Origin of the sequence: Pseudomonas sp. CP-1, from assembly GCF_021213715.1 — a bacterium.
GTDB classification, from domain to species: Bacteria; Pseudomonadota; Gammaproteobacteria; order Pseudomonadales; family Pseudomonadaceae; genus Pseudomonas; species Pseudomonas aeruginosa.
Genome location: NZ_JAJQKY010000004.1, coordinates 14,216 through 35,431 on the forward strand (window position 1 = coordinate 14,216; position 21,216 = coordinate 35,431).

The window sequence follows — 21,216 nt, forward strand, 5'->3', positions numbered from 1 at the left end:
TCATTCGCATATTTGCGAAGGGACTTCCGTATCCGACGGAAGCGGGGAGGCGAGGTGTTGCAGCGGGTCAACGGCGCGGGGGGCGCCGCCGGAGGATGCACGGATGGATGAGCGCTTCCGTGGTTCCGTCTCGCATGCCTATCAGGCGTTCCATGGCGAGTTGCTGCGCTTCCTGCGCAAGCACCTGGGCAGTTCGGCGGACGCCGCCGACCTCGCCCAGGATACTTTCGCCCAGTGGCTGAAATGGCCGGGCCGGCAATCGGTCGAGCAGCCGCGCGCATTTCTTTTCCAGATCGCCCGCAACCTGTTGCGCGACCATTGGCGCCGGCAGCAGAGCCGCGGCCAGGATCTCGACCGGCCGGCGGCGAACGACGAACCCGCCGCGCTGGAAGGCGAGGCGGCCGGGCCGGGCGAGCGTTTCGAACAGCAGCAGCGCCTCAGCCACCTGGCGGCCGCGCTGGCCGAGCTGCCGCCGCGGCGGCGCGAAGCGTTCGTCCTGCACAAGTTCGACGGCCTGTCCCAGGTCGAAGTGGCCGAGCGCATGGGAATCTCCCTGAGCATGGTGGAAAAGCACATCGCCAGCGCCTTGATGCACTGCAAGCGGCGGCTTGGCCAGGGAGGCGAAGGATGAAGCCGCTGGAACGACTGGAACCGCTGTTCGCCGACGAAACCCAAGAGGACATCGATCACCGCGCCGCCTACTGGTTCAGCCGGCGTCGTTCCGGGCATTTCAGCGCTGCCTGCCGGGCCGAGCTGGAGGATTGGCTACGCGCCGATCCGCGCCATCGCGAAGCGCTCGAGGGCATGGAGCGGCTCTGGCGCGAGTTCGACGGCCTGCCGCGCCCGGCGCTGGAGGATATTCCCGAGCCGGTGCCGGCCTGGCGCCTGCCCCGGGCGCTGGCGGCGGCGTTCTTCGTGTCCTGCGCGCTGCTCGTCGCCACCCTGTTCTGGCGCGACCAGTCGCTCGGGCCGAACCTCGCCTACGGCACGGCGCCTGGCGAGCAGCGCGAGGTGGTCCTGGCGGACGGCTCGAAGCTGTTCCTCGACGTCGATACCCAGGTGCAGGTGCGTTACGCCGAGCGCACCCGCGACGTGCTGTTGAAGAAAGGCGAGGTGTTCTTCGTGGTCAGCCACGATCTGGCCCGGCCTTTCCGGGTCGGCAGCGGCGACAGCCGGGTCACCGTACTCGGTACCCAGTTCAGCGTCCGGCGCAACGCGCAGGCCCTCGCCGTGGCGGTGAAACAGGGGCGCGTGGCGTTGCAGCCGTCCCTGGAGAAGGATGCCGAACATGTGCTGCTGGCTGGCGACAGCGCGCGCCTGGACCTCGCCGACCAGCGCCTGGAACTCGGCCATGTGGCGCCGGAGCAGGTCGCCAGTTGGCGCGATGGGCAACTGGTGTTCCGCGACAAGCCGCTGGGCGAACTGGTGGAGGAACTGTCGCGCTATCGCGCCGCGCCGATCCGCCTGGGAGATCCCCGGCTTGCCGGCAAGCGAGTCTCCGGCACGGTGCGGATCGCCCGCCCCGACGATTTTCTCCTCGCTCTGCCGGCGCTATTGCCGGTGCGGGTACAGCCGCAGGCTGGCGGCGAGGTGCTGATCCTGGCGCGCTGAGGCGCGTCTTCAGCGTTAATGAAAATATTTTTCATTCGCATATGTGGGTTTTTCTCCCTGCTGCGTCTTCTCTGCTGTCCGTCGCCGCTGCCGGCGACATCCAGCAGTCACTTGGGGAGAGTTCCAGCATGACCTTGCCTTTCACCCGCGCCGCCTGGCGCCCGCTGTGTTCCGCCGCCGTGCTCGGCGCCGCGTTGTGGGCCGCCGGCACCAGCGCTGCCGAACGACGCTTCGACCTGCCGGCGCAGCCGCTGGCCGCCTCGCTGTCGCGCCTGGCGCAGCAGGCGCAGGTCCAGGTGCTGTTCGACGAGTCGCTCCTGCGGGGCCTGCGCGCTCCGGCGCTGAGCGGCAGCTACGGGGTGCGCGAGGCGCTGGAGCGGTTGCTGGTCGGTTCCGAGCTGGAGCTGGTGGAGGCGGGCGGCGGCTACGTGGTGCGCCGACGCCAGGTCGACGCCTACAGCGACAACGCGCTGCAACTGGACGCGCAGACCATCGTCGGCAACGGTCGCGAAGTGGACGCCAGCAACGTCGGCCGTTCGACCCTGACCCGGCGGGATATCGAACGCCAGCAGGCGGACAACATCCCCAGCCTGCTGCAGACCCTGCCCGGAGTGACCATGGGCGGCTCGCCCAAGCCGGGCGGACAGACCACCAACATCTGGGGCCTGGGTGACGCCGAGGACGTGCCCTATACCCTGGACGGCGCGCAGAAGAGCGGCTTCGAGCGCTACCAGCAAGGCACCGTGTTCATCGAACCGGAAATGATCAAGCGCATCGAGGTGGAGAAGGGGCCGCACTCGGTGTTCACCGGCAATGGCGGCTTCGGCGGCACCGTGCACATGGAGACCAAGGACGCGCCGGACCTGCTGCGCGAAGGCCGCGACGTCGGCGCCATGCTCAAGTACGGCTATCACTCCAACGACCAGCAGAAGATCTACTCCGGCGCCGTGTTCGGTCGCAGCGAAGACCGCCGCGTCGATGCCCTGCTCTACCTCAACGGCCGCGACGGCCGCGACATGAAGCTGGCCGACAACCTGCCGCTGTCGCCCACCGACTACCCGATCAACCCCAAGCGCCTGCCCAACAGCGCCCAGGACGAGAAGACCGGCCTGTTCAAGCTCAACCTGCACCCCACCGAGGAGCACGACCTGGGCTTCACCTACCTGCGCTCGAAAAGCTCGCGCTGGACGCCGTTCTCCGCCAGCAGCTACCCGACCCCGCCGAGCCAGTGGACCATCGACCGCTACGGCTACGAGCTGGGCCTGACCCGCCTGCTGGCCCACCGCGATACCACCGACACCACCTGGACCGGCAAGTACAACTACCATCCGCTGGACAATCCCTGGATCGACCTGCAACTGAGCTATTCCGACGCCCGCACCGAGCAGCTCGACCGTCGCGAGGACACCGCCTTCTACCAGCTCGCCACCGGCGGCAAGCGGATGCGTACCGAGTACCAGGACAAGGTCCTGGAACTGCGCAACACCAGCCGTTTCGATACCGGAGCGCTACAACACGAGCTGACCCTGGGCGCGGCGCTGCACAAGCACAAGCGCGACATCCTCATGCACATGCCGGGCAAGACCTATGAGACCCCGCGCTACAACTACGGCTGGCTGCAACCGGCATTCATGCCGGCCGGCAAGCAGGACACGCAGAGCTTCTACATCCAGGACGCGATCACCTACGGCAGCCTGACCGTCACTCCATCGATGCGCTTCGACAGCGTGCGCAACGACGGCCAGGCCAACCTGGCGCCGATCTACGACAATCCCAAGCTCGGCCATGACTATCGCGCCCAGACCTACTCCGGCTGGTCGCCGCGGCTGTCGGTGTTCTGGACCGCGACGCCGAACCTGGCGTTCTTCGCCGACTACACCGAGACCTGGCGAGCGCCGGTGATCGACGAACAGTACGAAGTGCAGAACAGTTCGACCATCGGCGGCAGCAGCCGCGACCTGGACGCCGAGCGCATCCATGCGATCCGTGGCGGCAGCGTGATCAACCTGCCGGACCTGCTGGTCGCCGGCGACAGCCTGCAGATCCGCACCACGTTGTTCCAGAACCGCATCAAGGACGAGATATTCCGCACCCGCAGCGTCGGCTGCCGCCAGCAGTCGATCGACAACGGCAGTATCGGCGGTAGCTGCGGCGACATGCTGCCGCTGAGCAACTACCGCAACCTGCCGGGCCTGACCATCAAGGGCTTCGAGATCGAGAGCTTCTACGACAGCCAGCGACTGTTCGGCAGCCTGTCCTACTCGTGGATGACCGGCAAGCACGATGGTGCCTACAGCAATCCCTGGGGACCGAACGTGTGGGCGCGCGACATCCCGCCGCCGAAGTGGGTGGCCATGCTCGGCCTGAAGGTTCCGGAATGGGACGCCAAGCTCGGCTGGCAGGGCGAGTTCGTGCGCAAGACCGACCGCCTGCCCAGCGATCGCTACAGCGGCGGGATGGGTACCGGTTCCGGCGATATCTACTGGGATCACGCGGCCAACGACAGCTACGACACCCATCGGCTGTTCGCCGAGTGGGTCCCGGCCAAGCTGGGCCTGAAGGACACCCGCATCGACTTCACCGTGGACAACCTGTTCAACCGCTCCTATCGCCAGCCGCTGGGCGGCGACCTGGTCTACAGCCAGGGACGCAACGCCAAGATCAGCGTCACCCAGTTCTTCTGAGGGGCGTCAGCGCACCGAACCGATGCGCCGGGTGTCCTCGGCATACCAGACGACGAACACCCGGCCGACCAGGTCGGCGCGCGGTACGTAGCCCCAGTAGCGGCTGTCGTTGGAGTTGTCGCGGTTGTCGCCGAGCATGAAGTAGTGGCCGGCGGGGACGGTCCGCTCGGCCATGCGCAGGGAGTCCGGCTGGCGCAGCGCCTGCTGCGCCAGGTAGGGCTCGGTCACCTGGTGGTCATTGACGTAGAGCCGGCCGCCATCGATCCGCACGCGATCGCCGGGTATCCCGGCGATGCGCTTCACATAGGCGATGCTGCGCTGCGGCGGGAAGCGGAACACCACCAGGTCGCCGACCTGCGGGTCGGCGAAGGCGTAGCGCGCGGCGTTGGCGAGGATGAAGTCGCCCTGTTGCAAGGTCGGTTCCATCGAGCGCGAAGGGATCTTGTACAGCGCCACGCCGAGGAGCCGCGCGCGCGGGTCGAGACTGGCGGTGCCGAACGGATTCGCCAGGTAGACGGCCAGCATGATCGCGGCGAGCAGGCCCATGGCGGGCCAGAAGCGTCGTTTCACGAAGGTTCCCTTTTTCGTGGCGGAAGGCCGGCGTCGCCGGCCCCCGCGGTCGTCATACCAGGCCGAGGACCTTGAGCAGGAAGGCGTATTCCAGCGCCACGTCCTTCAGCCCCTGGTAGCGGCCGCTCATGCCGCCGTGGCCGGCGCCGAGGTCGGTCTTGAGCAGCAGCAGGTTGGCGTCGGTCCTGGTCGCCCGCAGTTTCGCCACCCACTTGGCGGCTTCCCAGTACTGCACGCGGCTGTCGTTGTAGCCGGCGACCACCAGCAGGTGCGGGTAGTCCTGGGCCCTGACGTTCTCGTAGGGCGCGTAGGCGGCGATCCGCGCATGCACCTCGGGCTCCTGCGGGTTGCCCCACTCATCGTATTCGGTGACGGTCAGCGGCAGGTCCGGATTGAGCATGCTGTTCAGCACGTCGACGAACGGCACCTCGGCGATCGCCGCGCCGAATAGTTGCGGGCGCTGGTTGAGCACCGCGCCGATCAACAGCCCGCCGGCGCTGCCGCCGCTGATGGCGAGTCCCTCGGGACGGCAGTAGCCCTCGGCGAGCAGGTGCTCGGCGCAGGCGATGAAGTCGTCGAAGCTGTTCTGCTTGTGTTCCAGCTTGCCGGCCCGGTACCAGGCTTCGCCCAGTTCGCCGCCGCCACGGACATGGGCGATGGCGAAGACGAAGCCGCGTTCGAGCAGGCTCAGGCGGGCGTGGGAGAACCAGGGATCGAGGCTATGCCCGTAGGCGCCGTAGCCATAGAGATAGAGCGGCGCGGGGCGCCCGGCGGCGATGCCGTCGAGGACTTCCTTGCGCGCCACCAGGCTGACCGGCACCTGCGTGCCGTCGCCGCTGCTGGCCCAGATGCGCCGACTGGCGTAGGCGTCGGCGTCGAAGGGGCCTTCCACCGGGGTCTGCTTGAGGACGGTCTGCGTGCCATCGGCGAGGTTCAGCTGGCGTACCTGCGCCGGACGGTTCAGGGCCTCGTAGCGCAGTCGCACGCAGGGGCTGTCGAATTCCAGGCTGTCCTGCACGTAGAGGCTGTAGGCGGCGTCCGGCAACTGCACGCGGTAGGCCGGCAGGCCCTGCGGTTGCACCTCGATCACCGGCAGGCCGCCGTCGCGCAGGCCGAGGATCACCGCCTCGGCGTTCAGGCTGACATCTTCCAGGGTCCGCTGCGGGTCGTGGGCCACGCGCAGTTGCCAGTGCTCGCGAGTCGGCCGCGACTCCTCGGCCTGGTAGAGGGCGAAGTTGATCCCCGCCTGGTTGCTGCGGATCAACCACAGGCCCCGGCCGTCGAGGCGACCGTGGTCGGGGTAGTACTCATGGCCTTCCTCGCGCGGCGCCAGGCAGCGGAACGTTCCCTGCGGCTGGTCGGCGTCGAGCACCCAGGCCTCGCTGGTGGTCTTGCTGTTGAGCAGGAGGATCAACTGGCGTTCCGAGCTGGAGCGGTAGCAGTGCAGGAAGAAGCGCCCGTCGCCTTCCTCGAACACCAGCTCGGCGCCGGCCTCGCCCAGGCGGTGGCGATAGAGCTTGTGCGGGCGGTGGGTGTCGTCCAGTTCGCCGAAGAACAGTGTGCGGTTGTCGTTGGCCCAGGTCAGGCTGCCGTCGCAGTCGTCGAAGGGCAGGGCCTGCACCGCGCCGCTGGCGAGGTCCTTGACGAACAGGCGGTAGATCTCGTCGCCGCTGGTGTCCAGGCTGTAGGCCAGCAGGCTCTGGTCGGGGCTGATGCTGAAGGCGCCGAGGGAGAGGAAGCCGCCGTCGGCCAACTGGTTGGGATCGAGCAACAGTTGCTCGGCGCCTTCGTCGACCGCCAGGCTGCCGTCCGCCGGACGTGGGCAGCGGTAGTGGCGCGGGTATTCATCGCCGGCGGTGGTGCGCTGGTAGTACAGCCACGGACCCCAGGGACTGGGCAACGACAGGTCGGTCTCGCGGATGCGTCCCCTGATCTCCTCGAACAGGGTCTCGCGCAACCCGGCCTGGTCGGCCAGTTCGCTATCCAGGTAGGCGTTCTCGGCCTTCAGGTAGTCGAGCACCTCCGGGGCGTCGCGCTCCTCCAGCCAGGCGTAGGGGTCGCGTCCGGCGTCGCGGCGGGCGATGGGGGGCTGCGGATGGGGCATCGGGAATCCTCGTCGGTCCGGCCATGCGCGAGGCCGGGAAATCTGAATAAAACTGGCGGCGCGGCGCCCGTCATCGGTGGGTAGGCGCGTCGGCATGCAAAAGCGGCTATCATAAGCCCCCCATCACCGCTATCGCCACGCACGCCGCATGAATGAACAAGACTATCTGATCGCCTGGGGCGCCTACGCCATCGCCGGACTCGGCCTGATGCTGGTGTTCTGGCTGATGACCGGCTGGATGTGGCGCTGGCTGCGTGAACCCCTGCGGCTGATCGTCTTCATCCTGCTGTTCACGCCGACTCCGGTGGACCCGCAGAACGACCTCTACGCCCCGGCCATCGCGATCACCGCGCTGGACGTCGTGTTCAAGGTCGGCAACAACGCCTGGCGCGCGGTCTCCGACCTGGCCCTGGTGGCGCTGCTGGGTTTCGGCCTGTACCTGCTGATCGCCGCCATCCGCTGGCCGCTGGAGCGGGCCTGGAAGAATCGCCGGCATCCGTCGCAGGACGCCGAGGACGAGCCGACCCTGCGGCAGATGATGCAGCCCGAGTTGATGCCGGACGTCGACACCCGCACCGACGAGCACGGCGACCGGCGCATGCGCATCGAGCCGCGCCTGTAGCCTTTCGCGACGAAATCCATTCTTGCACTACGCCCGGCAGGCGTTCAGCATGAGGCGAGGCCTATGTCGGGATTTCCCATGGATTGCGTGTTCTGCGCCATAGCGGGTGGCCGCGAGCCGGCGCACAGACTCTTCGAGGACGAGCATTTCATCGTCCTGCTGGACATCTTTCCGCTGCGACCGGCGCACGTGCTGATCGTAGCCCGCGAGCACGCCCCGCACCTGAGCGATCTTTCCGCCGCCGCCCGCGACGCCCTCCCGGCGCTCGCCGAGCGTACCGGTCGCGCGTTGCGCCGGGCCGGTTTCGGCGTGGAAGGCATCAACCTGTTGCTCAACGATGGCGTGGCGGCCAACCAGCACGTGGCGCACCTGCATCTGCACCTGATTCCCCGGCGTCGCGGCGACCTGCCGCGACTGCTCTGGCGCGCCCTGACCCGTTTCCTGCCGATCGGTCGCGCGAGCCTGCAGGCGCGTCTGCAGCGGGAAGGAGAACTACTACGTACAGCCTTGCTCAGGGAGGTTTGAGCCATGTGTGAACTATTGGGCATGAGCGCCAACGTCCCGACGGACATCGTCTTCAGCTTCACCGGACTGATGCAGCGCGGCGGCGGCACCGGCCCGCACCGCGACGGTTGGGGCATCGCCTTCTACGAAGGACGCGGCGTGCGGCTGTTCCAGGACCCGCTGGCGAGCGTCGATTCGGAGGTGGCGCGGCTGGTGCAGCGCTTCCCGATCAAGAGCGAGACGGTCATCGGGCACATCCGCCAGGCCAACGTCGGCAAGGTCGGGCTGAGCAACACCCACCCCTTCATCCGCGAACTCGGCGGGCGCTACTGGACCTTCGCGCACAATGGCCAACTGGCCGACTTCCAGCCCAAGCCCGGCTTCTACCGCCCGGTCGGCGAGACCGACAGCGAGGCGGCCTTCTGCGACCTGCTGAACCGCGTGCGCCGGGCTTTCCCCGAGCCGGTGCCGGTGGAGGTGCTGTTGCCGGTGCTGATCTCGGCCTGTGACGAATATCGCAAGAAAGGCGTGTTCAATGCCCTGATCAGCGACGGCGACTGGCTGTTCACCTTCTGCTCCAGCAAACTCGCCTACATTACCCGCCGCGCGCCGTTCGGCCCGGCACGGTTGAAGGATGCCGACCTGACCGTGGACTTCCATGCGGAAACCACGCCGGACGACGTGGTCACGGTGATCGCCACCGAGCCGCTCACCGACAACGAGAACTGGACCTTGCAGCAGAGCGGCGAGTGGGTCCTCTGGTGGGGCGGCGAGGTGTTGGCCAAGGGGCGGGTCTGAATCGCCGCCGTGGACGAGGAGAGCGCATGTTCCGCAGTTACCTGAGACTGGTGCTGTTCACCCTGGGCCTGCTGCTCGGGGTGCAGGTGCCCGGCTTCATCGACGACTACGCCAAACGCGTCGACGCCCATCGCCTGGAGGCCGCGCAGAACATCCAGGGCTTCCAGCAGACCGCCGGACAGTTCTTCAACGGCAGCCTGGAGGAACTGGTCAGGCATTACCGCAGCAACAGCGATCCGGTGTTCCAGCGCGACGGCGAGAACCTCGACCGCCTGATGCGCCGCGCGCGCATGCTCGACGCCGAGTGGCAGGCCATGCAGGGGCCCTGGTACGCCCGCGCCTGGCACATGCTGCGCGCACCGAACCATGAGTTGCTGATGGAAACCTATGCCAGCTACAGCTACCAGGTCCTGCTCAAGCCCGAGGTGATCGCCTGGGGCCTGGGCTGCGCCTTGCTGGTCGCCTGGATCGCCGAGCTGATCGTGTATTCGCTGGCCTCGCTGTTCGGCTTCGGCGAAGACCGCCGCACCCGCGAGCGTCACTGGAGCTGACGGCGCGACTCAGGCCGCCGCCAGTTCCAGGAACGCCCTGATCACCCGCAGGCCGCGGCGCTTCTCCAGGCAGCCGATCAGGTGGCAGTTGGTCAGCTCGGGACCGACCAGCGGCACCGCGCGAACCCGCGGATCGTTGCCGACCTCCAGGGAAGACACCACGCCGACGCCCAGTTCGGCGGCCACCGCTTCGGTCACCGCTTCCCGGCTGTCCAGCTCCAGCAGCACCCGCGGCTGCACGCCCTGGCTGGCGCAGGCGCGGTCGAAGGTGCGGCGGGTGATCGAGCCGGGTTCGCGCAGCACCATGATCTGCTGGTCGAGTTCTTCCAGCGGTACGCCTTCGCTGCGTTCGCACCAGGGATGCTGGCGAGGCAGCAGGGCGCAGATGCGCGAATTCACCAACTCCTCCAGGAACAGCCCGGGACGCGCCTCGACCTCGGTCAGCACGGCGACGTCGACGTGTTCGCTGAGCAGCGCCGCGAGGGTTTCCTGGGCGTTGCCCAGGCGCAGGTTGACGGTGATTCCCGGATAGCTCGCGCGCAGCCGGGCGAGCATCGGCATCACCAGGTGCGGGCCGTCGGCGGCGACCTCGAGGCGGCCGGAGACCAATTGTCGATTGGCGTCGAGCAGGGCCTCGGCTTCTTCCTCCAGGGCGAACAGGGTGCGTGTGATCGCCACCAGGCGCGAGCCTTCCTCGGTCAGTTCGATGCGCCGGGCGGTGCGTCGGAACAGGGTGACCTGGTAGTGCTCCTCGAGTGCCTTGACGTGTCCGGTCACCGCCGGCTGGCTGATGCACAGGCGCTCGGCGGCGCGGGTGAAACTGCCTTCGCGGGCGACGGCGTCGAAGGCGCGGAGCTGGAAGAGATTCATGGTATCGGCCTGGCTTATGGCTGGCATCGGAACAAACAATTTGAACGATAGTAGCGCGGCGCTCACCTTATGTCTCCAGGCTTCCCCGGAACGCCGGCGCGGAACGACCGCCCGGGCCGCGAAGCCCGATCCGGTTTCTTTCGCCGATTCCCGCAGAGGAAATGAGCATGAGCACTGCCGAACGCGCACCTATCCTGCTGACCCCCGGTCCGCTGACCACCTCCTACCGTACCCGTCGGGCGATGATGGTCGACTGGGGCTCCTGGGACAGCGATTTCAACGAACTCACCGCCAGCGTCTGCCAGCGCCTGCTGAAGATCGTCGGCGGCGAAGGCAGCCACACCTGCGTACCGTTGCAGGGCAGCGGCACCTTCGCCGTGGAAGCGGCGATCGGCACCCTGGTGCCGCGCGACGGCAAGGTCCTGGTGTTGATCAACGGTGCCTACGGCAAGCGCCTGGCGAAGATCTGCGAGGTCCTGCAACGGCCCTTCAGCACCTTCGAGACCGAAGAGAACGTGCCGACCACCGCCGCTGACGTCGAGCGCCTGCTGGCCGCCGATCCGGCGATCAGCCATGTGGCGCTGATCCACTGCGAGACCAGCACCGGCATCCTCAATCCGCTCGAGGCCATCGCCAAGGTCGTCGAGCGTCACGGCAAGCGCCTGATCGTCGATGCCATGAGCTCCTTCGGGGCGATCGGGATCGATGCCCGGAAAGTTCCGTTCGATGCCTTGATCGCCGCCTCCGGCAAGTGCCTGGAGGGCGTCCCCGGGATGGGCTTCGTCTTCGCCCGCAGCGCCGCCCTGGAAGCCAGCGCCGGCAACTGCCACTCCCTGGCCATGGACCTGCAGGACCAGCACGCCTATATGCGCAAGACCGGGCAGTGGCGCTTCACCCCGCCGACCCATGTGGTCGCCGCCCTGCACGAAGCGCTCAGCCAGTACGAAGAGGAGGGCGGCCTGCCGGCGCGCCAGCGGCGCTACGCGAGCAATTGCGAAACGCTGCTCGGCGAGATGGCCCGGCTCGGTTTCCGCAGCTTCCTGCCGGCGGAAATCCAGGCGCCGATCATCGTTACCTTCCACGCGCCGCGCGATCCGCGCTACCGCTTCGCCGACTTCTACCAACGCGTGCGGGAGAAGGGCTTCATCCTCTATCCGGGCAAGTTGACCCAGGTGGAAACCTTCCGCGTCGGCTGCATCGGCCACGTCGACGCCGCGGAGATGCGGCAGGCGGTCGCCGCCATCGGCGAGGCGCTGCGCGAACTGGAAGTCCTCGAGATCTGAACTGAACGACAACGAGCAGAAAAGGGTTCACGACAATGAATTACAACCAGCCAGCCACCCTCCAGGCCGCCATCCTCGACTGGGCGGGAACCGTGGTCGATTTCGGCTCCTTCGCGCCGACCCAAATCTTCGTCGAGGCTTTCGCCGAATTCGGCGTCCAGGTCAGCCTGGAGGAAGCGCGCGGTCCGATGGGAATGGGCAAGTGGGACCACATCCGCACCCTCTGCGACATCCCGGCGATCGCCGAGCGCTACCGCGCCGTCTTCGGCCGCCTGCCCAGCGACGACGATGTCACCGCCATCTACGAGCGCTTCATGCCGCTGCAGATCGAAAAGATCGCCGAACATTCGGCGCTGATCCCCGGCGCCCTGCAGGCGATCGCCGAACTCCGCGGGATGGGCCTGAAGATCGGTTCCTGTTCCGGTTATCCGGCGGTGGTGATGGAGAAGGTGGTAGCCCTGGCCGAGACCAACGGTTACGTCGCCGACCACGTGGTGGCCACCGACGAAGTGCCCAACGGCCGGCCATGGCCGGCCCAGGCGCTGGCCAACGTGATCGCCCTGGGGATCGACGATGTGGCGGCCTGCGTGAAGGTCGACGACACCTGGCCGGGTATCCTCGAAGGGCGCCGCGCCGGGATGTGGACGGTGGCGCTGACCTGCTCGGGCAATGCCCTGGGCCTCACCTACGAGCAGTACAAGGCGCTGCCGGCGGCCGAACTGGAGCGCGAGCGGACGCGTATCGAACAGATGTTCGAAGGTTCGCGTCCGCACTACCTGATCGAGACCATCGCCGAGCTGCCGGCGGTGGTCCGCGACATCAATGCGCGCCTGGCGCGCGGCGAGATGCCGCAGGGTAACTGAGCCACGTCTGTGCCGAGGCCGCCGCGGGCAACCGCGGCGGCCTCGGTTTTCTAACCGGCGTCCGGGTGCCCCAGGCGAGTCTTGAGGAAGTCGATGAACGCGCGGACCTTCGACGGCAGGTGGCGGGTCGGCGGATAAACGGCATGCACGCCCTGGAGCGGAAACCCGTGGTCCGCCAGCAGGCGTTGCAGTGCGCCGCAGCGCAAGTCGGCCTGCACCAGCCAGTCCGGCAGCACGGCGATACCCAGGCCGTCGAGGGCAAAGGCGCGCAGGGCCGCGGCGTTGTCGGCCAGCAGCATGGGATGGCGCGGTCCGCGGTAGCTGCGCAGGGCGCCGTCGGGGGCGCGTACTTGCCAGGGCAGGGAGTCCGCCAGCCGGCTGTGACCGAGATTCTGCAGGCGCTCCAGACTCTCCAGGTCGGTCGGCGGCGGTTCGCCGAGCGCCGCCAGGCAGGCCGGGCTGGCCACCGCCAGGACCTCGAAGCTGGCCAGTTGCACCGCATGGTGGGTGGAGTCCTCCAGGCGCCCCAGGCGGATCGCGACGTCGAAGCGTTCGCCAATCAGGTCGGCATGCAGCGATGAGGTCGACAATTGTACCTGCAACGCCGGGTGCAGCCGGGCGAATGCCTGCAGGGCCGGCACCAGTTGGCGCAGGCCGTATTCCTGGGTGGTGGTGACGCGCAGGCTGCCACGCAGTTCGCCATGCTCGGCGCGGGCGTCGTCGATGGCCAGGCGCGCCTCGTCGAGCACCTTCACGCAGCGCTGGTAGAAGCGTTCGCCAGCATCGGTCAGGGCCAACCGCCGGGTGCTGCGGCTGAGCAGAGAAACGCCCAGCTCGGCCTCCAGCCGCTTGAGGTTGAAGCTGACTACCGCACGCGTCTGGCCGAGGGTGTCGGCGGCGGCGCTGAGGGAACCGCAGTCGACCACGGCGCGAAAGGTTTCGAAGCGGTCGAGGCTGACCATGGAAGGCGACCCTATTGTCAAATTCGATTTGACAGTCTATGCGCGATTAGCCTCTCCAGATAGCGCGAGCGCCTCGCTATGCTCCCCGGCAAACCTCCGGAGCGCCCATGAATCAACCGTCCCGCCTGGCCACTTTGTACCTGCTGGGGTTCGCCCTGGACCTGGTGAACATCTTCATCGCCAGCGTCGCCTACCCGGACATCGGGCGTTCCCTTGGCGCTTCGGTGGCGACCCTGGCGTGGATCGGCAACACCTACCTGCTCGGCTTGACCCTGGTGATTCCGTTGAGCGTCTGGCTCGCTTCGCGCCTGGGAGAACGGCGACTGATGCTGCTGGCACTGGCCGGTTTCGCCAGCGCTTCGCTGGGTTGCGGCCTGGCTGGATCGGCGGCGACGTTGATCGTCTGGCGCCTGTGCCAGGGGTTGGCCGGCGGGTTACTGATCCCCCTCGGCCAGGCCATGGCCTATCGGAATGTCCCGTCGTCGGCACGGGCCGGCCTGACCGCACGGGTGATGCTGGTGGCGCTGATCGTTCCCGCCGTGGCGCCTGCCCTCGGCGGCTGGCTGGTGGACAGCCTGTCCTGGCGTGGGATCTTCTTCGCCAGCGTGGCGCCGGCGCTGCTGGTGCTGGCCCTGGCGATGCGCTGGCTGCCCAGGCACAAGCATGCGGCGCAGCGCCTGGACCTGCGCGGCCTGCTGCTCGGCTCGGCGGCGCTGGCCACGCTGCTGGTGGCGCTCGCCTGGCTGGGATCGCCCGGCGGCGGCGGGCGTGGCCTGCTCCTGGCGCTGCTGGCCTGCGTGCTGGGCTGCTGCTACTGGCGTGACGGGCGCGCTCGTACCGACGCGCTGCTCGACCTTGGCTTGCTGGAGGCGCCATTGCTGCGTACGGCGATGCTGGTCTATCTCTGCGTGCCGGGAGCCTTCATGGGCGCCAACCTGGTCGCCATGCTCTATCTGCAAGGCCCCCTCGGCCTCAGCGCGAGCCGTGCCGGTGCGCTGATGCTGCCCTGGGCGCTGGCGGCCGGCCTGGCCATCGGCCTGACCCGGCGACGCTTCAATCGCTGGGGGCCGAAATCCTTGCTGCTGGCGGGCATGGCGATACAGGCCGGCGGCCTGCTGTGGCTGGCTCGAAGCGGGGAGGGGAGCGGCTTCTGGCAACTGGCGGGGGCCTACGCGACCATGGGATTCGGCGGCAGCCTGTGTAGCAGCGCGGCACAGGGCATGGCCTTGCTCGACGTCCCGGCGGCGCGCATGGGCCATGCCAGCGCCTTGTGGAACATCAATCGGCAACTGGCGTTCTGCCTGGGCATGGCCGTGCTCGGTGGGTTGCTCAACCTGTTGCAGGCGCGGGCCGACCCCGCGGCCTTCGTCCACTGCTTCCTGTTCGCCGCCGCTTTCACGCTATTGCCTCTGCCGTGGGTGAGGCGTATCGATTCCGCCGGGGTTCGCGCCCTGGTCCAGACCTGAAAGGAGCTACACCATGACTTGTGCCTACCGCCGGGAAATCCACCATGCCCACGTGGCGATCCGCGACTGGCTGGCCGGCGACTCACGGGCTGACGCGCTGGATGCGTTGATGGCGCGTTTCGCCGAGGACTTCTCGATGGTCACGCCGCATGGCGTGGTCCTGGACAAGACTGCTCTGGGCGAGCTGTTCCGCAGCAAGGGCGGCACCCGTCCTGGGCTGCGCATCGAGATCGACGGCGAGAGTCTGCTGGCTTCAGGCGTGGATGGCGCGACCCTGGCCTATCGGGAAATCCAGTCCGACGCGGCGGGTCGCAGCGAGCGCCTGTCCACCGTAGTCCTGCACCGTGACGACGAAGGGCGGCTGTACTGGCGCCACCTGCAGGAAACCTTCTGCGGCTGAGCCTGCCTCAGTCGCTGGCACCGAGCAGGCGCAGGAAGGCATCGGCGAGTTCGCCGGCCAGCGGCTGGGTATCCAGGCGGCCGCCGGCGATGGCGTCGTCGGCGGCGCCATGCAGCCCGGAGTAGAGCAGCAGGGCGTTCAGCCGTGGGTTGCGCAGCGGCCAGGCGCCGGCCGCCGCGCCGTTCTCCAGTAGCTCCGCCAATTGCTCCAGCACGCGGTCGCGCTCCTGGTTGCCGCGCTGGTGGTGATGGTGTTCGCTGTAGACCACATCGTGCAGCCGGTAGCCCTCCAGGTAGCCCGCCAGGCCGCTCTCGGTCCAGGCGCGCAGGCGGCCGGGATGGTCGTTCGCCGGACAGGCCTCGACGGCATTCGCGATGCGCTGCTGGAAAGCCTGGGTGAAGCGCTCGCGCAGGGCCAGGAGGATGTCGGTCTTGGCTTGGAAGTAGTGATAGAAGGTACCCTTGGCGACCCCCGCGGCAGCGACGATGTCGCTGATGGTGGTGGCGTCCACACCCTTGTCTAGGAACAGTTGCTGCGCCGCCGCCATCAGTTCCTCGAGACGAACCTCCGCAGGCTTGGTGCGCGGTTGGCGGGCAGGCTGTTCGGCGTGGCGATCGGGCATGGAGCGCGGGTCCGGTGGTTGGGTTGGCCGCAGTGTAAAAGAGCGTGGAGGGGAAGACGAGGCATGACAGGAAGATGAGAATGTTTCGCGATATTTATTGACTGACCGTCGGTCAATGGATTATTCCTGGGCCAGCGCCCTCTCATCGGAGTACTCCATGAACCCTTCGCGTCGTGTCGCCCTGGTCGCCGCCATCTACCTGGGAACCTTCATCGCCTCGCTCGACATCAGCATCGTCAACCTCGCCCTGCCGACGCTGCAGTACGCCCTGGATACCGACCTGGCCGGCCTGCAGTGGGTGGTCGACGCCTATGCGCTGTGCCTGAGCGCCTTCATGCTGTCTTCCGGACCGCTGAGCGACCGCTACGGTCGCAAGCTCACCTGGCTGCTCGGGGTCGGCCTGTTCAGCTTCGGTTCGCTGCTCTGCGCGCTGGCCACCTCGCTGCCGCTGCTGCTGTTCGGACGCGCGGTCCAGGGCATCGCCGGGTCGCTGTTGATACCCGGCGCGCTGTCGATCCTTACCCAGGCTTTCCACGATCCCGGCCAGCGCGCCCAGGTGATCGGCGGCTGGACCTCCTTCAGCGCGCTGTCGCTGATCCTCGGCCCGCTGCTCGGCGGCCTGCTGGTGGAGCACGCCGGCTGGCAGAGCATCTTCCTGATCAACCTGCCGCTCGGCCTGCTGGCGCTCGCCCTGGGCCTGTGGGGCATCGAGGAAACCGCGCACCCCGAGCACGCCGCCTTCGATCCCCTGGGGCAGCTGCTCAGCGTGGTCTGGCTGGGGGCGTTGACCTACGCCCTGATCGCCGCGGGAGAGGGCGGCTGGTTGTCTCCCACGGCCTGGCTGGCGCTGCTCCTGGCCGGGGTCGGCCTGCTTGGCTTCCTCTTCGTCGAGCGGCGGACCGCCCGACCGCTGCTGCCCCTGGGGTTGTTCCGCCAGGCCGGGTTCGCCGTCTGCAACCTGGCCTCGTTCGTCCTCGGTTTTTCCGGCTACGCCAGCCTGTTCTTCCTCTCCCTGTTCTTCCAGCAGGTGCAGGGTGCCTCGGCGCAGCAGGCCGGCTTCTACCTGGCGCCGCAGTTCCTCGCCATGGGCGCACTGTCCATGCTGTTCGGCCGGTTGCAGCGGCACGTACCGCTGCGACGCCTGCTGGTGCTGGGCTACCTGGTGATCGGCCTGGCCATGCTGGCGCTGGCCGCTTGCGGTACGGGAACCGCGTATCCCTGGGTCGGCCTGTTGCTGGTGGCGCTCGGCCTGGGCATGGGCCTGGCCGTTCCCGGCACCGGTCTGGCGGTCATGGCGAGCGTGGCCCGCGAGCGTTCCGGGATGGCCTCGGCGACCATGAATACCCTGCGCCAGGCCGGCATGGCCGTCGGCATCGCGTTGCTGGGAGCGCTCCTGAGCGGGCGGGCGATCGTCGTCCTGGGCGATCGGCTGGAGGGGCTGGGGATTGCCGATGCGCAACGGCTCGCCACCCAGGCGGTCACGGCCCATCGCTTGCCTGGTTCCCTGGCGGGGCTCGACGCCGAGCTGCCGGCCGCGCTGGCCGAGGGCTTCCGTCTGGCTATGCTGGTGGCCGGAGCCAGCGCCCTGCTGGCCGCCGCGCTGCTCTGGCGCTTGCGCGTTAGCGCCGGCCCGGCGGCGGATACAGTTGGCGCATCTGGACGAACGGTAGGGGTACAGTTGCAGGCCGATAGACGCTGACTCTCGGGTCACGATGCTGGCGCGGGGGCGATTTCCTTGCGCTATGCTGCTCGAAGCGAAGAATATTCGCGTATTCCAACTGTTGTGCTAGGGTATGACCTGCGACAACCTGTCGCAGGCAGGTAAAAGCCCTACTTTATCTATGTTTGAGAAAGTCTATTGCAAAATGTGTCATAGGCTCCTCAGCTGAAATGAATTGTAATAACTGACGCTCAGTTTCGGTCCAACGAGCGTCGCGCGAGTCTCTGCTCCGCATCGCGATAAATGGGTTCCTGCCTTGCCTGTTGCACAACAAATAGCCGACCGATAACTGCGACCTGATCACCCGGCGGGAAGGGCAATCCTTCTCGCCCAGGCATGCACGTGCCTTGGCCGCCCTTGGCCTCTTCCGGCACAGCTTCGAAAACGCTGTTCATCAAGGAACGACTCAGCGCGTGGAACGAGTCCGTCACCGGAATCGGGAAAGGTATCCGCTTGCCTTCTCCCGTGGCCGGGCAATGGCCGTTCCGTACCCCGGTGGCGACTGCATGTCTGGAACTGGCTGAAGCCAGCGGTCTCCGCCACAAGCCTTGCAAGGAGACATCCATGAGCGACCACTCGCTCCTTCCATCGATTAAGGCCGGAAGATGACCAAAGCAAACCCGTTTGCCGCATTGAAATGGCTTTCCCTAGCGCCCGCGCTGCTGCTCGGCGGCTGCGACATGACCCTGTTCAACTCGAAAGGGCAGGTGGGCATGGACGAGCGCACCCTGATCATTACCGCGACCCTGCTGATGCTGATCGTGGTCATCCCGGTGATCGTGATGACCCTGGCGTTCGCCTGGAAGTACCGCGCCTCGAACACCCAGGCCGAGTACAAGCCGGACTGGCACCACTCCAACCGCATCGAGGCGGTGGTCTGGCTGGTGCCCTGCGTGATCATCGCGATCCTCGGCTGGATCACCTGGGAAAGCACCCACAAGCTCGACCCATACCGTCCGCTGGACTCCGAGGTCAAGCCGGTCACCATCCAGGCCGTTTCGCTGGACTGGAAGTGGTTGTTCATCTACCCGGAGCAGGGTATCGCCACGGTCAACGAGATCGCCTTCCCGAAAGACACCCCGGTGAATTTCCAGATCACCTCGGATTCGGTGATGAACTCGTTCTTCATCCCGCAGCTGGGCAGCCAGATCTACTCGATGGCCGGGATGATGACCAAGCTGCACCTGATCGCCAACGAAGAAGGCGTGTTCGACGGTATCTCCGCGAACTACAGCGGCGGCGGTTTCTCCGGCATGCGCTTCAAGGCCATCGCCACCTCCGAGCAGGGCTTCCAGGACTGGGTCGCCAAGGTCAAGGCTGCACCGACCAGCCTGTCGATCGGCACCTATCCGGAGCTGGTCAAGCCGAGCGAGAACGTTCCGCCGACCTACTTCTCTTCGGTCAGCCCGGAACTGTTCGGCCACATCCTCACCAAGTACGAGCACCACGGCGACGCCAAGGGTGCCGCGCACGGCGAGCACGCCGGGGCTGAGCACGAAGCCGCCATGACCGGTCACGACATGCAGGACATGGACATGCAAGCCATGCAGGGCATGAAAGACATGAAGGACATGCACATGCAACCGAGTACCCAGGAGTAAGCGCAGATGTTCGGGAAACTGACACTCTCGGCCGTGCCTTACCACGAGCCCATCGTCATGGTCACACTGGCCGTCGTCGCCCTGCTGGGCCTCGGCGTGGTCGGTGCGATCACCTACTACCGCAAGTGGACCTACCTGTGGACCGAGTGGCTGACCTCGGTCGACCACAAGAAGATCGGCGTGATGTACATCGTCGTCGCCCTGGTCATGCTGGTCCGCGGCTTCGCCGACGCGATCATGATGCGCGGCCAGCTGGCCCTGGCCGAAGGCGCCAACCACGGCTACCTGCCGCCGGAGCACTACGACCAGATCTTCACCGCGCATGGCGTGATCATGATCATCTTCATGGCCATGCCGTTCATGACCGGCCTGATGAACCTGGCCGTGCCGCTGCAGATCGGCGCGCGCGACGTGGCGTTCCCCTTCCTCAACTCGCTGAGCTTCTGGCTGCTCGTGGTCAGCGCCATGCTGGTCAACGTGTCGCTGGGCCTGGGCGAATTCGCCCGTACCGGCTGGGTGGCCTATCCGCCGCTGTCGGAGCTGGCCTATAGCCCCGGGGTAGGGGTGGATTACTACATCTGGGCGCTACAGATATCCGGGATGGGCACGTTGCTCACGGGGATCAACTTCCTGGTCACCGTGTTCAAGATGCGTGCCCCGGGCATGAAGCTGATGCAGATGCCGATCTTCACCTGGACCTGCACCTTCGCCAACATCCTGATCGTCGCCTCGTTCCCGATCCTCACCGCTGCGCTGGGCCTGCTGTCGCTCGACCGCTACCTGGACATGCACTTCTTCACCAACGAGCTCGGCGGCAACGCCATGATGTACATCAACCTCTTCTGGGCCTGGGGCCATCCCGAGGTGTACATCCTGATCCTGCCGGCCTTCGGTATCTTCTCCGAGGTCACCGCGACCTTCGCCGGCAAGCGCATGTTCGGCTACAAATCGATGGTCTGGGCCAGCGCCGCGATCACCTTCCTCGGCTTCACCGTGTGGCTGCACCACTTCTTCACCATGGGTTCGGGCGGTGACGTCAACGGCTTCTTCGGCGTGGCCACCATGCTGATCTCGATCCCCACCGGGGTGAAGCTGTTCAACTGGCTGTTCACCATCTACAAGGGCCGCCTGCGCTTCAGCACGCCGATCCTGTGGACCCTGGGCTTCATGGTGACCTTCACCATCGGCGGCATGACCGGCGTCCTGCTGGCCATCCCGGGCGCGGACTTCCTGCTGCACAACAGCCTGTTCCTGATCGCCCACTTCCACAACACCATCATCGGCGGCGCGGTGTTCGGCTACCTGGCCGGCTTCGCCTTCTGGTTCCCGAAAGCGTTCGGCTTCACCCTCGACGAGAAGTGGGGCAAGCGCTCCTTCTGGTGCTGGCTGGTGGGCTTCTACATGGCCTTCATGCCGCTCTACATCCTCGGCTTCATGGGCATGACCCGTCGCCTGAACCACTACGACAACCCGCTGTGGAAGCCCTACCTAGTGGTCGCGTTCTTCGGCGCCGTGCTGATCTTCTGCGGCATCGCCTGCCAACTGATCCAGCTGTTCGTCTCGGTCCGCAACCGCAAGCAACTGGCCGACGTCAATGGCGACCCGTGGGAAGGCCGCACCCTGGAATGGGCCACTTCCTCGCCGCCGCCGTTCTACAACTTCGCCGAGCTGCCGAAGGTACAGGACGTGGATGCCTTCCACGACATGAAGAAGGCCGGCACCGCCTACCGCAAGCTGCCGGCCTACCAGCCGATCCACATGCCGAAGAACACCGCCGCGGGCTTCTCCATCGCCGTGTTCGCCTTCGTCTTCGGCTTCGCCGCCATCTGGCATATCTGGTGGCTCATGGCGGTCGGCTTCGTCGGCATGATCGGCTCCTTCATCGTGCGCAGCTACAACCAGGACGTCGACTACTACGTCCAGCCCGAAGAGATCGAGAAGATCGAAAGCGCCCGTTTCCAGCAACTCGCCAAGCAGGTCTGAAC

General features: G+C 66.9%; 19 protein-coding genes. 14 read left to right on the forward strand and 5 right to left on the reverse strand.

Features of this window, described 5'->3' with window-relative positions:
- The first annotated feature begins 103 nt into the window (after nt 1–103).
- The 3 genes from LT948_RS09460 (at nt 104) to hxuC (ending at nt 4,295) form a co-directional block, all read left to right on the forward strand.
- Entirely contained in the window at nt 104–631 is a 528-nt protein-coding gene (locus tag LT948_RS09460) for an RNA polymerase sigma factor (protein ID WP_073657148.1), read from the forward strand.
- Nucleotides 628–1,611, forward strand: coding sequence for a FecR family protein (locus LT948_RS09465; RefSeq protein WP_073657147.1), 984 nt, complete (start codon nt 628–630; stop codon nt 1,609–1,611). Before LT948_RS09460 ends, LT948_RS09465 begins: the two co-directional genes overlap by 4 nt.
- Nucleotides 1,612–1,739: 128 nt before the next feature.
- Entirely contained in the window at nt 1,740–4,295 is a 2,556-nt protein-coding gene (gene hxuC / locus LT948_RS09470; protein WP_073657146.1) for a heme receptor HxuC, read from the forward strand.
- Nucleotides 4,296–4,301: 6 nt separating this feature from the next.
- Here hxuC and lepB read toward each other — a convergent pair whose 3' ends face one another.
- Nucleotides 4,302–4,841: a signal peptidase I gene (lepB, locus tag LT948_RS09475; RefSeq protein WP_003133458.1), complete on the reverse strand. Its 540-nt coding sequence runs from the start codon at nt 4,839–4,841 to the stop codon at nt 4,302–4,304.
- A gap of 76 nt (nt 4,842–4,917) precedes the next feature.
- Entirely contained in the window at nt 4,918–6,969 is a 2,052-nt protein-coding gene (locus LT948_RS09480) for a S9 family peptidase (RefSeq protein ID WP_003109264.1), read from the reverse strand.
- Nucleotides 6,970–7,117: 148 nt separating this feature from the next.
- Here LT948_RS09480 and LT948_RS09485 point away from each other — a divergent pair, with 148 nt between their 5' ends.
- The 4 genes from LT948_RS09485 (at nt 7,118) to LT948_RS09500 (ending at nt 9,444) form a co-directional block, all read left to right on the forward strand.
- A complete protein-coding gene (locus tag LT948_RS09485) occupies nt 7,118–7,591 on the forward strand; it encodes a hypothetical protein (protein ID WP_003086834.1) in 474 nt (157 codons plus the stop codon).
- 63 nt (nt 7,592–7,654) lie between these two features.
- Nucleotides 7,655–8,116, forward strand: coding sequence for an HIT family protein (locus LT948_RS09490; protein ID WP_003086845.1), 462 nt, complete (start codon nt 7,655–7,657; stop codon nt 8,114–8,116).
- A gap of 3 nt (nt 8,117–8,119) precedes the next feature.
- Nucleotides 8,120–8,893 (forward strand): class II glutamine amidotransferase, encoded by a 774-nt coding sequence (locus LT948_RS09495; protein ID WP_003082680.1) that lies wholly within the window; start codon nt 8,120–8,122, stop codon nt 8,891–8,893.
- 26 nt (nt 8,894–8,919) lie between these two features.
- Complete coding sequence (locus LT948_RS09500) at nt 8,920–9,444, forward strand: DUF2937 family protein (protein WP_003086848.1); 525 nt, start codon at nt 8,920–8,922, stop codon at nt 9,442–9,444.
- Nucleotides 9,445–9,453: 9 nt separating this feature from the next.
- Here the strand turns inward: LT948_RS09500 and LT948_RS09505 are convergent, their stop codons facing one another.
- Nucleotides 9,454–10,314: a LysR substrate-binding domain-containing protein gene (locus tag LT948_RS09505; RefSeq protein WP_003109262.1), complete on the reverse strand. Its 861-nt coding sequence runs from the start codon at nt 10,312–10,314 to the stop codon at nt 9,454–9,456.
- Between the two features lie 167 nt (nt 10,315–10,481).
- Between LT948_RS09505 and phnW the strand changes: the two genes are divergently transcribed.
- Nucleotides 10,482–11,597, forward strand: a complete 1,116-nt coding sequence (gene phnW, locus LT948_RS09510; protein WP_003086851.1) for a 2-aminoethylphosphonate--pyruvate transaminase — start codon at nt 10,482–10,484, stop codon at nt 11,595–11,597.
- 35 nt (nt 11,598–11,632) lie between these two features.
- On the forward strand, nt 11,633–12,460 hold the full coding sequence (gene phnX, locus LT948_RS09515; RefSeq protein ID WP_003100114.1) for a phosphonoacetaldehyde hydrolase: 828 nt from the start codon (nt 11,633–11,635) through the stop codon (nt 12,458–12,460).
- Between the two features lie 50 nt (nt 12,461–12,510).
- On the opposite strand, the gene LT948_RS09520 is transcribed toward phnX, so the two are convergent.
- Entirely contained in the window at nt 12,511–13,422 is a 912-nt protein-coding gene (locus tag LT948_RS09520) for a LysR family transcriptional regulator (protein ID WP_003133443.1), read from the reverse strand.
- A gap of 107 nt (nt 13,423–13,529) precedes the next feature.
- Here LT948_RS09520 and LT948_RS09525 point away from each other — a divergent pair, with 107 nt between their 5' ends.
- Both LT948_RS09525 and LT948_RS09530 read left to right on the forward strand, forming a co-directional pair.
- Entirely contained in the window at nt 13,530–14,888 is a 1,359-nt protein-coding gene (locus LT948_RS09525; RefSeq protein ID WP_003133440.1) for an MDR family MFS transporter, read from the forward strand.
- A gap of 13 nt (nt 14,889–14,901) precedes the next feature.
- Complete coding sequence (locus LT948_RS09530) at nt 14,902–15,288, forward strand: DUF4440 domain-containing protein (protein WP_003082694.1); 387 nt, start codon at nt 14,902–14,904, stop codon at nt 15,286–15,288.
- 7 nt (nt 15,289–15,295) lie between these two features.
- Here the strand turns inward: LT948_RS09530 and LT948_RS09535 are convergent, their stop codons facing one another.
- Nucleotides 15,296–15,910 (reverse strand): TetR/AcrR family transcriptional regulator, encoded by a 615-nt coding sequence (locus LT948_RS09535; RefSeq protein WP_003082696.1) that lies wholly within the window; start codon nt 15,908–15,910, stop codon nt 15,296–15,298.
- 157 nt (nt 15,911–16,067) lie between these two features.
- Here LT948_RS09535 and LT948_RS09540 point away from each other — a divergent pair, with 157 nt between their 5' ends.
- From LT948_RS09540 to cyoB, 3 genes are all read left to right on the forward strand, one after another.
- On the forward strand, nt 16,068–17,609 hold the full coding sequence (locus tag LT948_RS09540) for an MFS transporter (RefSeq protein WP_031686032.1): 1,542 nt from the start codon (nt 16,068–16,070) through the stop codon (nt 17,607–17,609).
- Between the two features lie 626 nt (nt 17,610–18,235).
- Nucleotides 18,236–19,231, forward strand: coding sequence for a ubiquinol oxidase subunit II (gene cyoA, locus LT948_RS09545; RefSeq protein WP_103119340.1), 996 nt, complete (start codon nt 18,236–18,238; stop codon nt 19,229–19,231).
- Nucleotides 19,232–19,237: 6 nt separating this feature from the next.
- A complete protein-coding gene (gene cyoB / locus LT948_RS09550) occupies nt 19,238–21,214 on the forward strand; it encodes a cytochrome o ubiquinol oxidase subunit I (protein WP_003082705.1) in 1,977 nt (658 codons plus the stop codon).
- Nucleotides 21,215–21,216: the final 2 nt, after the last annotated feature.

Excerpts from the sequence above, each read along its gene's own strand:
- LT948_RS09460 (WP_073657148.1), top strand. The coding sequence starts at position 104 with ATGGATGAGCGCTTCCGTGGTTCCGTCTCGCATGCCTATCAGGCGTTC.
- LT948_RS09465 (WP_073657147.1), top strand. The coding sequence starts at position 628 with ATGAAGCCGCTGGAACGACTGGAACCGCTGTTCGCCGACGAAACCCAA.
- hxuC (WP_073657146.1), top strand. The coding sequence starts at position 1,740 with ATGACCTTGCCTTTCACCCGCGCCGCCTGGCGCCCGCTGTGTTCCGCC.
- lepB (WP_003133458.1), bottom strand. The coding sequence starts at position 4,841 with ATGGGCCTGCTCGCCGCGATCATGCTGGCCGTCTACCTGGCGAATCCG.
- LT948_RS09480 (WP_003109264.1), bottom strand. The coding sequence starts at position 6,969 with ATGCCCCATCCGCAGCCCCCCATCGCCCGCCGCGACGCCGGACGCGAC.
- LT948_RS09485 (WP_003086834.1), top strand. The coding sequence starts at position 7,118 with ATGAATGAACAAGACTATCTGATCGCCTGGGGCGCCTACGCCATCGCC.
- LT948_RS09490 (WP_003086845.1), top strand. The coding sequence starts at position 7,655 with ATGTCGGGATTTCCCATGGATTGCGTGTTCTGCGCCATAGCGGGTGGC.
- LT948_RS09495 (WP_003082680.1), top strand. The coding sequence starts at position 8,120 with ATGTGTGAACTATTGGGCATGAGCGCCAACGTCCCGACGGACATCGTC.
- LT948_RS09500 (WP_003086848.1), top strand. The coding sequence starts at position 8,920 with ATGTTCCGCAGTTACCTGAGACTGGTGCTGTTCACCCTGGGCCTGCTG.
- LT948_RS09505 (WP_003109262.1), bottom strand. The coding sequence starts at position 10,314 with ATGAATCTCTTCCAGCTCCGCGCCTTCGACGCCGTCGCCCGCGAAGGC.
- phnW (WP_003086851.1), top strand. The coding sequence starts at position 10,482 with ATGAGCACTGCCGAACGCGCACCTATCCTGCTGACCCCCGGTCCGCTG.
- phnX (WP_003100114.1), top strand. The coding sequence starts at position 11,633 with ATGAATTACAACCAGCCAGCCACCCTCCAGGCCGCCATCCTCGACTGG.
- LT948_RS09520 (WP_003133443.1), bottom strand. The coding sequence starts at position 13,422 with ATGGTCAGCCTCGACCGCTTCGAAACCTTTCGCGCCGTGGTCGACTGC.
- LT948_RS09525 (WP_003133440.1), top strand. The coding sequence starts at position 13,530 with ATGAATCAACCGTCCCGCCTGGCCACTTTGTACCTGCTGGGGTTCGCC.
- LT948_RS09530 (WP_003082694.1), top strand. The coding sequence starts at position 14,902 with ATGACTTGTGCCTACCGCCGGGAAATCCACCATGCCCACGTGGCGATC.
- LT948_RS09535 (WP_003082696.1), bottom strand. The coding sequence starts at position 15,910 with ATGCCCGATCGCCACGCCGAACAGCCTGCCCGCCAACCGCGCACCAAG.
- LT948_RS09540 (WP_031686032.1), top strand. The coding sequence starts at position 16,068 with ATGAACCCTTCGCGTCGTGTCGCCCTGGTCGCCGCCATCTACCTGGGA.
- cyoA (WP_103119340.1), top strand. The coding sequence starts at position 18,236 with ATGACCAAAGCAAACCCGTTTGCCGCATTGAAATGGCTTTCCCTAGCG.
- cyoB (WP_003082705.1), top strand. The coding sequence starts at position 19,238 with ATGTTCGGGAAACTGACACTCTCGGCCGTGCCTTACCACGAGCCCATC.